Source organism: Cellulomonas pakistanensis (assembly GCF_016862755.1).
GTDB classification, from domain to species: Bacteria; Actinomycetota; Actinomycetes; order Actinomycetales; family Cellulomonadaceae; genus Cellulomonas; species Cellulomonas pakistanensis.
Genome location: NZ_BONO01000003.1, coordinates 163,929 through 177,168 on the forward strand (window position 1 = coordinate 163,929; position 13,240 = coordinate 177,168).

Annotated in this window: 11 protein-coding genes; 4 read left to right on the forward strand and 7 right to left on the reverse strand. The window is 76.4% G+C overall.

Annotated elements, in window-relative coordinates; translation table 11 throughout:
- Positions 1-69 precede the first annotated feature (69 nt).
- The gene (locus Cpa01nite_RS03285; RefSeq protein ID WP_203667327.1) at positions 70-489 is read right to left on the reverse strand and encodes a DUF3017 domain-containing protein; all 420 of its coding nucleotides are present in this window, start codon (positions 487-489) and stop codon (positions 70-72) included.
- Between the two features lie 325 nt (positions 490-814).
- On the opposite strand from Cpa01nite_RS03285, the gene Cpa01nite_RS03290 reads away from it, so the two are divergent.
- Positions 815-2,152, forward strand: a complete 1,338-nt coding sequence (locus tag Cpa01nite_RS03290; RefSeq protein WP_203667328.1) for an FAD-dependent oxidoreductase — start codon at positions 815-817, stop codon at positions 2,150-2,152.
- A 185-nt stretch (positions 2,153-2,337) separates the two neighbouring features.
- On the opposite strand, the gene Cpa01nite_RS03295 is transcribed toward Cpa01nite_RS03290, so the two are convergent.
- The 5 genes from Cpa01nite_RS03295 to Cpa01nite_RS03315 form a co-directional block, all read right to left on the reverse strand.
- Entirely contained in the window at positions 2,338-3,540 is a 1,203-nt protein-coding gene (locus tag Cpa01nite_RS03295) for a VanZ family protein (RefSeq protein WP_203667329.1), read from the reverse strand.
- Positions 3,541-3,753: 213 nt separating this feature from the next.
- Positions 3,754-6,849 (reverse strand): alpha-mannosidase, encoded by a 3,096-nt coding sequence (locus tag Cpa01nite_RS03300; protein WP_203667330.1) that lies wholly within the window; start codon positions 6,847-6,849, stop codon positions 3,754-3,756.
- Between the two features lie 68 nt (positions 6,850-6,917).
- On the reverse strand, positions 6,918-7,823 hold the full coding sequence (locus Cpa01nite_RS03305) for a carbohydrate ABC transporter permease (protein ID WP_203667331.1): 906 nt from the start codon (positions 7,821-7,823) through the stop codon (positions 6,918-6,920).
- Positions 7,823-8,752: a carbohydrate ABC transporter permease gene (locus tag Cpa01nite_RS03310; RefSeq protein ID WP_203667332.1), complete on the reverse strand. Its 930-nt coding sequence runs from the start codon at positions 8,750-8,752 to the stop codon at positions 7,823-7,825. The genes Cpa01nite_RS03305 and Cpa01nite_RS03310 overlap by 1 nt, the downstream gene beginning before the upstream one ends.
- Positions 8,752-10,110 (reverse strand): extracellular solute-binding protein, encoded by a 1,359-nt coding sequence (locus tag Cpa01nite_RS03315; RefSeq protein ID WP_203667333.1) that lies wholly within the window; start codon positions 10,108-10,110, stop codon positions 8,752-8,754. Before Cpa01nite_RS03315 ends, Cpa01nite_RS03310 begins: the two co-directional genes overlap by 1 nt.
- 218 nt (positions 10,111-10,328) lie before the next feature.
- On the opposite strand from Cpa01nite_RS03315, the gene Cpa01nite_RS03320 reads away from it, so the two are divergent.
- Genes Cpa01nite_RS03320 through Cpa01nite_RS03330 form a run of 3 tightly spaced genes read left to right on the forward strand, consistent with a single transcriptional unit; the run spans position 10,329 to position 11,973 of the window.
- The gene (locus Cpa01nite_RS03320) at positions 10,329-10,754 is read left to right on the forward strand and encodes a hypothetical protein (protein ID WP_203667334.1); all 426 of its coding nucleotides are present in this window, start codon (positions 10,329-10,331) and stop codon (positions 10,752-10,754) included.
- Positions 10,748-10,975 carry a helix-turn-helix transcriptional regulator gene (locus Cpa01nite_RS03325; protein ID WP_203667335.1) on the forward strand — a complete coding sequence of 76 codons (228 nt, stop codon included), beginning with the start codon at positions 10,748-10,750 and terminating at the stop codon, positions 10,973-10,975. The genes Cpa01nite_RS03320 and Cpa01nite_RS03325 overlap by 7 nt, the downstream gene beginning before the upstream one ends.
- Complete coding sequence (locus tag Cpa01nite_RS03330) at positions 10,972-11,973, forward strand: NAD(P)-dependent alcohol dehydrogenase (RefSeq protein ID WP_203667336.1); 1,002 nt, start codon at positions 10,972-10,974, stop codon at positions 11,971-11,973. Before Cpa01nite_RS03325 ends, Cpa01nite_RS03330 begins: the two co-directional genes overlap by 4 nt.
- Here the strand turns inward: Cpa01nite_RS03330 and Cpa01nite_RS03335 are convergent.
- Complete coding sequence (locus Cpa01nite_RS03335) at positions 11,966-13,195, reverse strand: ROK family transcriptional regulator (RefSeq protein WP_203667337.1); 1,230 nt, start codon at positions 13,193-13,195, stop codon at positions 11,966-11,968. The two genes, Cpa01nite_RS03330 and Cpa01nite_RS03335, sit on opposite strands and share 8 nt — an antisense overlap.
- Positions 13,196-13,240: the final 45 nt, after the last annotated feature.

Consider the following 13,240-nt stretch of genomic DNA (forward strand, 5'->3'; position numbering starts at 1 on the left):
AGTCCGCTGCTCGCGAGCGGCGCGGGACCGGCGCCGAGCCGGGACGTCAGGTCCGACCGGACCGTCGGGTCAGGGCAGGACCGGGGTCGGCACGATCTGCGACAGCACGCCGATCGCCAGCGCGAGCCCGGCCAGCGTCGCCACGTCGACCGCGCGGCGCCGCACCACCAGCGCCGCCGGCGCGCGCCGCACGACGGCGCGGACCACCGCGCAGCACGCGAGGAAGCAGGCCAGCGCGAGGGCGCCCGTCGGGGTCCCGGCCGCCAGCGCGAGCGCGACGCAGAACAGCACCGCCCCGGCGATCACCCACAGCGACCAGTTCCGGTCGGCGGCCAGCGACGCACGCGCGATCGCCCGCGGGTCGAGCGGCTCGCCGTCGGGGCCGAACCGCTCGTCGTCGGGCGGCAGGTGCGGCACGGGCGGCGCCACGTGCGCCACCGGCGTCGGCGAGGTCGCGGTCGAGGGCGCGGGTGCTCCGTCCTGGGTCACGCGCGGCTCCTCCCGAGGTGCGGCGACCGTCGCGCACCCGCTCCTCCGAGGTTACCGCGGCGCGCCCCGCCCACCCGCGTGCGCGCGGTGTCGCGCCGTGGCCGCGCGCGCCCGGTCGTGCCGGCGGCGGACCGCCCGCCGCCGTCGGCGCAGGGTGGTCCGCGCCGTCGCCGCGCCGTCGCCGCACCGTCGCCGCACCGTCGGCCGCCGTCGCCGCGTGGCGGTCCGGGCGGTCGTCGCACGCGCGGTCGCGCCGCCGCCGGGCGGCCGCCGGCCCACCCCGCGCCGACCGTTCGTGCCGCGTCCGCGCAGGTACCGTGGCCGGGTGCCTGATGCCGGTCGCCCCGCTGCCGCCCCCGCCCGCACCACCACCGGGACGCCCGCCCCGCCGGCGCCGGCGTCGGTCGTGGTGGTCGGCGCGGGCATCGCGGGCGCGCGCACGGTGCTCGAGCTGCGGGCGCAGGGGTTCGCCGGCCGGGTGACCCTGCTCGGTGCCGAGGGCGTCGCGCCGTACGACCGTCCGCCGCTGTCCAAGCACCTGCTCGACCGCCCCGCCCCCGCGTGGCTCGCCGACGAGCTCGGCGCGGACGCGCTCGCCGCCGCGGACGACGTCCGGCTCGCCTACCCCGCCACGGGCCTCGCGGTCGACGACGACGGCGTGCGGGTCGCGACCGCCGACGGCGAGGTCGCCGCCGACGCCGTGGTGGTCGCGACCGGCGCCGCCGCCGTCCGGCCGCCGGCGTGGGGCGGCGCCCTGACCCTGCACACGGCGGCCGACGCGGAGCGGCTGCGCGCGGCGCTCGGGCTCCCCCACGGGCTGGCCGACGGCACCGCCGCGCCCGGCACGCCGGCAGGCCGGCCGCGGCGGCTGGTCGTCGTCGGCGCGGGCTGGATCGGCGCCGAGGTGGCGACCGTCGCGGCCGCCGCGGGCGTCGACGTCACGGTCGTCGAGGCGCGCGAGGCGCCGCTGATGACGGCCCTCGGCGCCGAGGTCGGCGCGCTCACGGCGCCCTGGTTCGACCGGGCCGGCGTCCGGCTGCTCACCGGGGTGACGGTCGCCGCGGTCGACGACGACGCGGTCCGGCTCGCCGACGGCACGGCGCTGCCCGCCGACGCCGTGCTCGCCGCGGTCGGGGCGCGCCCGGCGACGGGGTGGCTGGCGGGCGCCCTGCCGCTCGAGCCGGACGGGTCGGTGCTGGTGGACGAGCGGCACACGCCGGTCGGCGGGTCCTGGCGGGTGCGGGTGGTCGGCGACGTTGCCCGGCGCCGCTCCGCCCGGCACGGCTGGGTGCCCGGCGGGCACTGGGACGCCGCGCTGCGCGGGCCCGCGGTCGCGGTCGCGGGCCTGCTCGGGCACGACGCCGCGGAGTCCGACCTCGCGCCCTACGTGTTCTCGACCCAGCTCGGGCACGAGCTCGCGCTCTACGGCCTGCCCGGCGCGGGCGACGACGTGGTGCTGCGCGGCGACCCCGCCGAGGACGAGGGCTGGACCGCGCTGTGGTTCGCGCCGGGGACCGGGACGCTCACCGCGGCGTTCGCCGTCGACCGGCCGCGGGACGTCGGCGGGGCGCGGCGGCTGTTCGCGGCCGCGACCCTGCCGCGGCTCGACCGGGCGCGCGCCGCCGACCCGGCGGTGCCGCTGCCGAAGGCCCTCGCGGGCTGACGCGCCCGCCTGGTGCGGGCCGCCGGGCGCGGGCCGCCGGGCGCCGGTCGCGACCCGCTCGCGGCCCAGGCCCGATCCACCGCCCGGGCGCGACCCGCTCACCGCCCGGGCGCGACCCGCTCACCGCCCGGGCGCGACCCGCTCACCACCGGGAACCGACCCACTTACCGCCCGGGTGGCGACGCTCACCGCCCCGGCGCGACCTCCGCGGCCCGCCCCGCCGCCGGACCGCCGGCCGACGGCATCGCCCGCGCGTCCACCAGCTCGGCACCGGTCAGCGCGTACGACAGCCCGCGCCGCCCGCGGCTCCACGGGACCGCGAGCACGGACGCGACGACCAGCGCCGGCTGCGCGACGGCCGCCACCGCGGCCACCACGACCACCCCGTCCCCGTCGAGCCCCGGCACGGGCAGCGACGCCAGCACCTGCAGCAGCCCCCACAGCCCCGCCCCGAGCGCCCCGCGGGCCGCCCGGCGGCCGAGCGACCCGCGCCGGAGCGTCCCACCCGGCCCCGGCCAGCGCGGCTCGAGCCACATCGCCCGCTGCCCGAGCGACGCCCCGCTGCCGACGAGCGGCGGCAGCCAGAGCAGCACGGCGACCGGCAGCACGGTGCCGACGAGCAGCTCGACGAGGTCCCTGTCCGCCGGGATCGGCCGCCCGGTCGCGACCAGCAGCAGCCGGTGCGCCACCACGAGTGCGTACCCGACGAGGCTCACCAGCACGACGTCCACGACCATGCCGAGCCACCGGCGCACCGCCGTCACGGGCCGCGGCAGCCCGCGCGTGGCGGCGAGCTCGCCGGACCGCGGCATCCAGCCGAGCACCACCGGCGCCAGCAGCGCCCCGATCAGCCCGCCCAGCGTGTTGGTGAGCAGGTCGTCGACGTCGCCGAGCCGGTACGCGCAGCCGATCAGCCCGAAGATCCCCGTCGCCTGCGTGGTCTCGATCAGCAGCGACGCGGCGGCGGCCGACAGCGTGCTCGCGAGCACGCCCCAGCCGAGGTACCGGCGCGCGAGCACGCCCCACGGCACGAACAGCAGCACGTTGAACACGACCTGCAGCACCGCGGCGCTGCGCAAGGTCGCCGCGAGCCCGAGCCCGGCGGTGTCGCGCCGGATGTCCGCCACGAACTGCAGCGGCCGGAGCTGCGGGCCGCCGACGCCGTACCGCGCGCACCACGCGGCGAGGTCGCCGGCGGGCAGCGGCAGCAGCGTGTACGCGAGCAGGGCGACCCCGTAGACCGCGAGCGCCGCGGCGCCGAGCAGCCGCCAGCCGCTCAGCCGGCCGTACCGCCGGCTCTGCAGCGCCACGAGCGGGACGAGGAGCGCGGCGAACGCGGCGAGCCCGCCGACGACGCCCACCCAGGCCGGCCAGGTCCAGCGATCCATGCCCGCCACGGTAGGGCGCCGGCGCGTCCGCGCACGTCGGCGGGCGGGCGGAGGGCGCGGTCCCGGCCCGGTGCGTCGCGCCGCCGACCTCCCGACCCGGCTCCTGCCCCGACCGCCACCGCGCCCAGGTAGGGCCGTTCCGCCGAGGTAGGACCGTGCAGGGCCCTACCTCGACGAGAACGCCCTACCTCGGCGCAACAGAGCGCACCCGGGTCAGCCCCGGCGGAAGCGCAGCGTGACGAGCTGGAACGGCCGGAGGTCGAGCGCGACCGCCGCGCCCGCCGCCCCGGCCGTCCCAGCGGCCCCGTCGGTGCCCACGACCGCCCGCGCCGGCACCTCGCGCTCGAGCAGGTCGACCTCGGCCACCCCGGCGGCGTCGAAGCCCGCCGTGACGGTCGCCCGGGCACGCCCGCCGTGCGCCTCGTACAGCCGCACGACCACGTCGCCGGACCCGTCGTCCGCCAGCTTGACCGCCTCGACGACCGCCCCGGGCCCGTCGACCGTCACCAGCGGCTCCACCGCCCGCCCGCCGCGGACCTCGCGCACCGGCAAGTTCGCCCGGTACCCGTCGACGACGGCCTCCGGGATCCCCGCGCCGACGTGCAGCACGGACAGGAACCGGTGCCGCCCCTGGTCGGCCTCCGGGTCGGGGAACAGCGGCGCGCGCAGCAGCGACTGCCGCAGCACCGTCGCCGTCCCGCCGTCCTCGCCGACCGCCCGCGTGACGTCGTGCCCGTACGTCGCGTCGTTGGCGACCGACACCCCGTACCCGGGCTCGCCGACGTGCAGCCAGCGGTGCGCGCAGATCTCGTACCGCGCCTCGTCCCAGGACGTGTTGGTGTGCGTCGGCCGGTGGACGTGCCCGAACTGGGTCTCCGCGGCGGACCGGTCGGCGTGCACGTCCAGCCCGAACGCCAGCTTGAGCAGCCGCTGGCGCTCGTGCCAGTCGACCTCGGTGACGATCTCGACGGCGCGGGTGCCGGGCCGGAACGTCAGCTCCTGCACGATCGTCGAGTCGCCGACGGTGCGCGAGGTGCGGACCACCGCGCGGTCGGGCTTCTCCGCGACGACCTCGACGGTGTCGGCGTCGAGGAGGTCCTCGACCGTGCGCCGGTACTCGGCGTCGATGTCCCAGGCGTCCCACTGCCGCGGCACGTCGCGGTGCACCTGCAGCAGGTTCGCCAGGTGCCCGGGCGCGACGGCCTCACGACCCGCCGCGAGGTCCCGCACGGACGCGAGCTGGCCCCCGGGCGTCAGCCGGACGTCGAGCGCGTCGGTCCGCACCCGCAGGGCGTCGCCCTCGCGCAGCACCTCCACCGCGCCCGACCCGGGCCCGTCCGCCCCGTCGTCGGACGCCGGCGCGCCACCCAGCGCCGGCACGCCGTCCCGCGCGTGCGGCGCGGCGTTCAGCCGCACGGTCCGGTCGCCGTCGCCGACCAGGGCCGCGAGCGCCGCCTCGATCACCGCGGTCGCCCGCGCCTCGACGTCGGCGTACGCCTCCTCCGCCTGCCGGTACACCCAGCCGATCGACGACCCGGGGAGGATGTCGTGGAACTGGTGCAGCAGGACGACCCGCCACAGGGCGCGCAGCTCCTCGGCCGGGTAGGCCGCGCCGGTCCGCACGGCGGCGGTCGACGCCCAGAGCTCGGCCTCGCGCAGCAGGTGCTCGCTGCGCCGGTTGCCTCGCTTGGTCCGCGCCTGCGAGGTGTACGTGCCGCGGTGGTACTCCAGGTACATCTCCCCGGACCACACCGCGGGCGTGCCGGGGCCGGCGTCGGCGAGCTCCGCCTCCGCGCGCTCGAAGAAGGTGTTCGGCGACCCGAGCTCGACCTCGGGCAGCCCGCCGAGCGACCGCGCCCGGTCGGCCGCCGCCAGCATCTCGCGGGTCGGCCCGCCGCCGCCGTCGCCCCAGCCGAACGGCACCAGCGACTCGGTGGCGACGTCCTTGTCGGCGAAGTTCCGCTCGGCGTGCGCGAGTTCCCGCGGCGACAGGTCGGAGTTGTACGTGTCGACCGGCGGGAAGTGCGCGAGCACCCGGGACCCGTCGATGCCCTCCCAGTGGAACGTGTGGTGCGGCATCCGGTTGGTGTCGTTCCAGGACAGCTTCTGCGAGAGGAACCACCGCGACCCCGCGGCCCGGACGATCTGCGGCAGCGCGCCGGTGTAGCCGAAGGAGTCCGGCAGCCACACGTCCTGGGTCTCGACGCCGAGCTCGTCGAGGAAGTACCGCTTGCCCTCGACCATCTGCCGCGCGAGCGCCTCGCCTCCCGGCATGTTCGTGTCCGACTCGACCCACATGCCCCCGACCGGCACGAACTGACCCGCGCGGACCTTGTCGCGGATCCGCTCGAACAGCTCCGGGTGCCGCTCCGCCACCCACGCGTACTGCTGCGCCGACGAGCAGGCGAACACGAAGTCCGGCCGCTCGTCCATCAGCGCGACGACGCTGGCGAAGGTCCGCGAGCACTTCCGGACGGTCTCCCGCGCCGGCCACAGCCAGGCCGAGTCGATGTGCGCGTGCCCGGTCGCGAGCACCCGGTGCCCGCCCGGCGCGGCCGGCACGTCGAGCACCGGCCGCAGCACCGCGCGCCCGGCCGCGGCGGTCCCGGCGACGTCCGCCGGGTCCACCGCGTCGACGACCAGGTCCAGCGCCCGCACCGCCCGCGCGTACCGGGTGGACGCCGGGTCGACGACCTCGACCAGCCCGAGCACCGCGAGCAGGTCCTGCTGCAGCTCCCAGACCTCGACGTCCCGCAGCACCACCTCGGCGGAGCGCAGCGCGTACAGCGGGTCGGTCCCGGCGGTCAGCGGGTCGCCGAGCGGCGTCGGCCCGTACCAGGTGCTGCTGCCGACGTCCGGGTTGCCCGCGGCCTCGACGTACACGTCGACCCGCTCCTCGGCCCACGGCACCGCCTGGTTCCGCGGCGACAGGCCCTTGACCGCCACACCGTCCGGGCGCAGCACCAGGCCCTCGGCCTGGAACCCCGGTTGCGTGGTGGTGAAGCCCAGGTCGATCGCCAGCTCGACGGCGTGCCTGCCGTCGCGCACCCCGTCGGAGCCGAGCCAGCCCGCCGGGACGTCGCCGGTCATCCGGAACCACGTCGTGCTCCACGGGGCGCCCCACGGCGTCCCGGGCGGCGCCGCGGTGTACGTCTGCGCGGTCGCCTCCGCGAACGGCACCGGCTCCCCCGGCGCGGTCCAGGCGGTGACGTCGAGCGGGGCGCGGCCGGCGACGACCGCCGGGGCGAGCCGCTCGTGCAGGAACCGCTGGACGCGCTGGACGACGGCGGCGGAGTGCTCGACGGGCATGGTGGACCTTCCTGACGTGCGGGGATCGGGTCGAGAGGCGGGAGCGGCGGGTCGGACGGGGCCGGGCGTCAGCCCTTCACGGCCCCGGACATGGCGAACGAGCCCCCGGAGAACCGCTGCACCAGCAGGTAGAGCACGAGGACGGGGACGGAGTAGAGGATCGAGAACGCCGCGAGCCGGCCGTACGCCACGGTCCCGTAGGTGCCGAAGAAGCTGTAGATGGCGACCGCGGCCGGCTGGTTGTCGGGCGAGAACAGCAGCACGAACGGCACGAAGAAGTTCCCCCACGCCTGCGTGAACACGAAGATGAACACCACCGCGATCCCCTGGCGCATGAGCGGGACCACGATCCGGCGCAGCGCCGTCATCGACCCGGCGCCGTCCACCCAGGCGGCCTCCTCCAGGGACACCGGCACGGAGTCCATGAAGTTCTTGGTCATCCAGATCGCCATCGGCAGCGACGTCGCCGCCAGGAAGAAGATGGTCCCGGGCACGGAGTCGAGCAGCCCCAGGTACACGAACAGCGCGTAGACCGGGACCATCATCGCGGTGATCGGCAGGCACGTGCCGAACAGGATCGAGTACAGGAACGGCTTGCGGAACCGCATCTGGTACCGGGACAGCGGGTACGCGGCGAGCACCGACGCCAGCACCGTGACGACGCCGGTGCCGAGGGACAGCACCGTGGAGTTCCACAGCGGCCGGAACGTCGCGTCCCAGGTGAGGATCTCGGTGAAGTTGTCCGTCGTGACCGACTCGGGCAGCTTGACCGACACCGTCGCCGCGGGGTCGAGCGACGCCAGGACGATCCACGCGAGCGGCACGAGGAACGCGACGCCGACGAGCACCAGGGCGAGCGTGACGAGCAGCCGGCCGGTGCGCCGCCGCGGCGAGGCGACCGACGGGACGCGGCGGCCGGCGCGCCGGCGGGCGGACGTGGCCACCGGGGCGGTGGGGGCGGTGAGCGCGGCCATCAGTCCACCTCCGGCTTGAGCACGCGGATGTACACGATCGAGAACACGGCCCCGACCAGCAGCGTCACGGTCGCGATCGCCGTGCCGTAGCCGACCTGCGCGAACTTGAACGCCTCCTGGTAGGCCAGGACGGGCAGCGTCGAGGAGTCCGTGCCGGGCCCGCCACCGGTCATCACCCAGATCAGGGTGAACACCGCGAGGGTCTGCAGGGTCGTGAGCATGAGGTTGGTCGAGATGGACCGGCGGATCATCGGCAGCGTGATCCGGAAGAACCGCTGCGGCCCGGTCGCGCCGTCGATCGCGGCGGCCTCCGTGACGTCCGGCGGCACCTCGGACAGGGCGGCGCCGTAGACCATCATCGAGAAGGCCGTCCCGCGCCAGATGTTCGCCAGGATCACCGCGAGCATCGGCACCGAGATCAGCCAGGTCGGGCCCGTGAGGCCGAACCAGCCGAGCACCTGGTTGAGCGTGCCGTCGGTGGAGAAGAACGCGTACAGCGCGAACGCCGCGACGATCTCCGGCAGCACCCACGCGACCACGACCAGCGCCGACACCACGGCGCGGAGCGGCTTCGCGGCGGCCCGGAGCAGCAGCGCGAGCGCCATGCCGAGCACGTTCTGCCCGATCACGGCCGACGCGCCGACGAACACCACGGTCAGGACGACGGCCTTCCAGAACCCGTCGTCCGCGAACAACGACGCGTAGTTGTCCAGCCCGACGAACTCGGGGTTCGCCGCCCGGTAGCCGGTCAGGGCCTGGTTGGTGAGCGAGCCGTAGAACGACCACAGCACCGGGCCCGCGAGGAACACGAGCATGAGCGCGACCGCGGGCAGCAGCGGCAGCAGCCGCAGCGCGGTCCGGCCGGGCCGGCGGCGGGGGCGGCGGAACCCGCCCCCCGCCGCCGGCCGGTCCAGCGTGGCGGCGGTCATCAGCCGGCGGCCTGCGTGCCGTCGTCGCCGACGATGGAGACCAGCCCGTCGTCGTAGGCCGCGGCGGCCTCCTCCGGCGTGGCCTGCCCGGTCGCCACCGACTCCGCGGCGACCTGGATGTTCGACGAGATCTGCGAGTAGTCCGGGGTCGCCGGCCGGAAGTGCGTGTACTCGACCAGCGAGCTGAAGAACTCGAACGACGGGTTGTACCCCAGGTACTCCGGGTCCTCGGCCACGTCGGTGCGCACAGCGATCTGGCTGTTCTCGGTGTCGTACTTGAGCGAGTTCTCCTTGTTCAGCGCCGTGGCGATGAAGTCGAACGCCGCCTGCGGGTCGCCGGCGTGCGCGCCGACCGCCAGGGTCCAGCCGCCCGACATCGAGGTGAACCCGGGCTCCTGGCCGTCCTGGGTCGGCATGGCCGCCATGCCCATCGTCTGCTCCCACTCGGGCCAGGCGTTGTCGCCGGTGATCCAGCCGCCGGGCAGCCACGAGCCGTCCACCGCCATGGCGAGCTTCCCCTGGGGCAGCATCTCGGTGGCGACGCGGGCGCCGACCGACGCGTCGAGCGCGACGTCCAGCGACGGCGCGAGGCCCTCGCCGTAGATCGTCTCGAGGAACGCCAGCGAGTCGACGAAGCCCTGCGAGCCGGTGATCCACTTCTGGCTCTCGGCGTCGTAGAGCTCGTCGTCGGTGCCGTAGAGCAGCATCTCGAAGCCCTGCATCGTCGTGGCCTCGCCGGCCGCCTTGCCGGCGTACACGTTGATCGGGGTGACATCGGGCAGCTCGGCCTTGATCGTGCGGGCCGCCTCGAGGATGTCGTCCCAGGTCTCGGGCTGCCAGTCCGTCGGCAGGCCGGCCTGCGCGAACAGGTCCTTGTTGTAGTAGAGCCCGCGGGTGTCGGTGCCCATCGAGACGCCGTAGACCTTGCCGTCGTCGCCGAGGCCCGCCTCGCGCGCGGTCTCCGGGAACTGCTCCCAGTCCTCCCACGCCTCGACGTACTCGTCGATCGGTTGCAGGTAGCCGGCCGCGGCGTCCGAGCGGATCTGGAACGTGTCCTCGTAGATGACGTCGGGGGCGGTGTCCGCCGACCCGTTCATCAGGGCGAGCTTGGTGAAGTACTGGTCCTGCTCGGCCTCGATCGGCACCAGGTCGACGGTCATGCCCTCGTTGGCGGACTCGTACTCCGACTTGGCCTTCTGCAGCAGGTCGTCGAGCTGCACGAACTGCGCGGTCTTCTGGTACGCGACGGTGATCGTCGAGTCGTCGGCGGCGCTGTCGCCGCCCCCGCTGCTGCACGCGGCCGTGAGGCCGAGCGCGACGACGGCCCCGGACGCGATGACGGTCTTCTGCAGACGCATGGATGCTCCTTTGCTCCACGTGCACGGCCCCGGGCGGCGCTGCCCCGGACGGGATAACTACAACGTCTTGATGAATTGCTGTCAAGGGTGCGGGCCGACCCGAGACGCAACCGTGACGTCCGCGAGATGTCAAAGATGTTTGACATCGGACGTCCGCCCGCCCTACCGTCGAGATGTCAAACATCTTTGACATCATGACGCGGGATCGGAGCGGGCCCATGTCCTACCAGGAGAAGAACACCTGGGCGTACGGCGTGATCGCCGTGCTCGGGTACGGCGCGTACCTGGCGGTGGTGCTGGCGCGCGCGGACGGCGGCCCGCTCGCCGAGGTGGCGTACGCCGGCCCGATGCTCACGACGATCGGCGCCGCGGTGCTGTCCGGGATCGTCGCCGGGATCGTGCTCGGCGCGACCTCCCCGGACCGCGCGGTGCGGGACGAGCGGGAGCGCGAGATCGAGCGGATGGGCGAGCGCGTCGGGCAGTCGTTCCTGGTGCTGGGCGGTCTCGGCGGCCTGGTGCTGGCGCTGCTGGAGGCGGACTGGTTCTGGATCGCCAACGCGCTGTACCTCGGGTTCGTGCTGTCGGCGGTGCTGTCCGCCGCGGCGCGGCTCGCGGCGTTCCGCCGGGGGGTGGGCCCGTGGTGAGGCCGACCGCCGTGACCAACCGGATCCGGGCGCTGCGCACCGACCGGGGGCTGACCCAGGCGCAGCTGGCGGAGCTGCTGGGCGTGACCCGGCAGACCGTGATCGCCGTCGAGCAGGGCCGGTACTCCCCCTCGCTCGAGCTGGCCTTCCAGATCGCCCGCGCGCTCGGGCGGTCCATCGACGAGGTGTTCACGTACGAACCGGACGGAGGTGCGTCATGAGGGCCGTGGTGCGGGAGCGGTACGGGGACCCGGCGGTGCTGCGGGTCGTGGAGCGGGACCTCGCGGCGCCGGCGGGCGACGAGGTGCACGTGCGGGTCGCGGCGGCCGGCGTCGCGATGGGCGACTGGCACATGGTGGCGGGGCTGCCGTCGGTGCTGCGGCTCGTGACCGGGCTGCGCGCGCCGCGGGAGCACGGGGTCGGGCTGGACCTCGCGGGCACCGTCGAGGCCGTCGGTCCGGACGTCACCGGGCTGCGCCCGGGCGACCGGGTGCTGGGCTGCGGCCGGTCGGCGTTCGCGGAGACGGCCGTCACGCGGGCGGGGCGGGTGGCCGTCCTGCCGGACCACGTGGCGTTCCCGGTGGCCGCTGCCGTCCCGACCAGCGGCACCACCGCGCTGCACGCGCTGCGCACCGGCCGGGTGGGCGCGGGCTCGCGGGTGCTGGTGCTCGGGGCGGGCGGTGGCGTGGGGTCGCTCGCGACCCGGCTGGCGGTGCTCGCGGGGGCGGAGGTGACCGCCGCGACGGCGCGGGCGGACCTGGCGGCGGCGCTGGCGGGGTTCGGTGCGGCGGTGGTCGACCGCGGGGCCGGGGCGGCGGCGCTCGGGAGCGGCTACGACGCCGTGCTCGTGACCGGCGGGCTGACCCCGCTCGCCGACCTCCGCGCGCTGGTCGGGCTGCGCGGGACGCTGGTGCTCGTCGGCGCGGAGGGCGGCGGCCGGGTGCTGGGCGGGCTGACGCGGCAGCTCGCCGCCGCGGCGCGCGACCCGTGGACCCGGCAGCGCCTGCGCAGCGTGGTGTCGCGGGAGAACCCGGCCGACCTCGCGCGGCTGAGGGACCTGCTGGCGAGCGGCGACCTCGCGCCGGTGCTCGACCGGACGTTCCCGCTGGACGAGGCGGGCGCGGCGATCGACCGGCTGGCGTCGGGGGCGGCGCGGGGGAAGGTGGTGCTGACGGTCGGCGGACGCGCCGGCGACGGCGACGGGCCCGGCGTCAGCTGACCAGCAGCAGGTCCGACGGGCGCGGGGCGAACGCGCGGGCGAGCAGCAGGCAGCCCGCCCCGACGGCGCCGACCTGCGGGCCGAACGCCGACGACGCGACCGCGAGGCCGTGCCCGCCCGGCACGACGTGCGCGGCGACCTCGTCCTCGAGCGCCGGCGCCGCGTGCGCCGCGATGCGGTGCCACAGCGGCCCGCCGACCAGGACCGCCGGCACGTCGAGCAGGTCGGTCAGCACCCCGGCGGCCATGCCGACCCGGCGGCCCGCCAGCGCCAGCACCTCGCGGGCACCCGGGTGGCCGGCGTCGGCGGCGGCGCACAGCGCGGTGATCGCCTGGTCCACGGCGCGCGGGTCCGTGCCGTCGCCCCACGGCGGCAGGTCCACGCCGGCCGCGCGGCCCTGCTCCGCGAGCGCCTCGGCCCGCAGCACCGCGCCGAGGCAGCCGCGCCGCCCGCACCAGCACCGGGCGCCCTCGGGGTCGGCGGTCAGGTGCCCGGACTCCCCCGCGTTCCCGGAGACGCCGCGGACCACCTCGTCGTGCAGCACCGTCGACACCGCGACGCCGGTGCCGAGGTAGAAGAACACGAAGTCGGACGCGTGCTCGCCGGGGTGCCACAGGTGCGCGCTCGCCGCGGCGATCACGTCCTTGTCCAGCACCGCGCGCAGGCCGGTGCGCTCGGCGACGGCGTCCCGGAGCGGCACGTCGTGCCAGCCGGGCAGGTGCGGCGGGTCGAGCACCACGCCCGCGGCGACGTCGATCGGCCCGGGCGCGGCGATGCCGACGCCGAGCACGCGGTCGCGCTCGACGCCGGCACCTGCGATCAGGCCCTCGATCTCGGCGACCAGCCCCGCCACGACGGCCTCCGGGTCCTCCGGGACCGGCGTCGGCACCTGCGCCCGCGCGACGACCGCGCCCGACAGGTCGAGCAGGACGAACGTCATCGTCGCCGGGTCCAGGTGCACGCCGACGGCGAACCGGCTGCCCGCCTCGAGCCGCAGCAGCGTGCCCGGCCGGCCGGGGCCGGTGCGCGCCGCCTCGCCCTCCTCGACCACCAGACCGAGGTCGAGCAGGCGGCGCGCCACGTTGGTCACGGTCTGCGGGGACAGCCCCGTCCGGCGCGCGACCTCCGCGCGGGCCAGGCCGCCGCCGGCGCGCCGGACCACGTCCAGGACGACCGTCTGGTTGAAGTCGCCCATCCGCGGCAGGTTGGTCCCGCGACGCATCACGCCTCCGTCCGTCCGCCGGGCGACCGGCGGCCCGCAGGGGGC

Coding starts and splice junctions, on each gene's coding strand:
- Cpa01nite_RS03295 (WP_203667329.1), bottom strand. CDS start 3,540: ATGGATCGCTGGACCTGGCCGGCCTGGGTGGGCGTCGTCGGCGGGCTC.
- Cpa01nite_RS03300 (WP_203667330.1), bottom strand. CDS start 6,849: ATGCCCGTCGAGCACTCCGCCGCCGTCGTCCAGCGCGTCCAGCGGTTC.
- Cpa01nite_RS03305 (WP_203667331.1), bottom strand. CDS start 7,823: ATGGCCGCGCTCACCGCCCCCACCGCCCCGGTGGCCACGTCCGCCCGC.
- Cpa01nite_RS03310 (WP_203667332.1), bottom strand. CDS start 8,752: ATGACCGCCGCCACGCTGGACCGGCCGGCGGCGGGGGGCGGGTTCCGC.
- Cpa01nite_RS03315 (WP_203667333.1), bottom strand. CDS start 10,110: ATGCGTCTGCAGAAGACCGTCATCGCGTCCGGGGCCGTCGTCGCGCTC.
- Cpa01nite_RS03320 (WP_203667334.1), top strand. CDS start 10,329: ATGTCCTACCAGGAGAAGAACACCTGGGCGTACGGCGTGATCGCCGTG.
- Cpa01nite_RS03330 (WP_203667336.1), top strand. CDS start 10,972: ATGAGGGCCGTGGTGCGGGAGCGGTACGGGGACCCGGCGGTGCTGCGG.
- Cpa01nite_RS03335 (WP_203667337.1), bottom strand. CDS start 13,195: ATGCGTCGCGGGACCAACCTGCCGCGGATGGGCGACTTCAACCAGACG.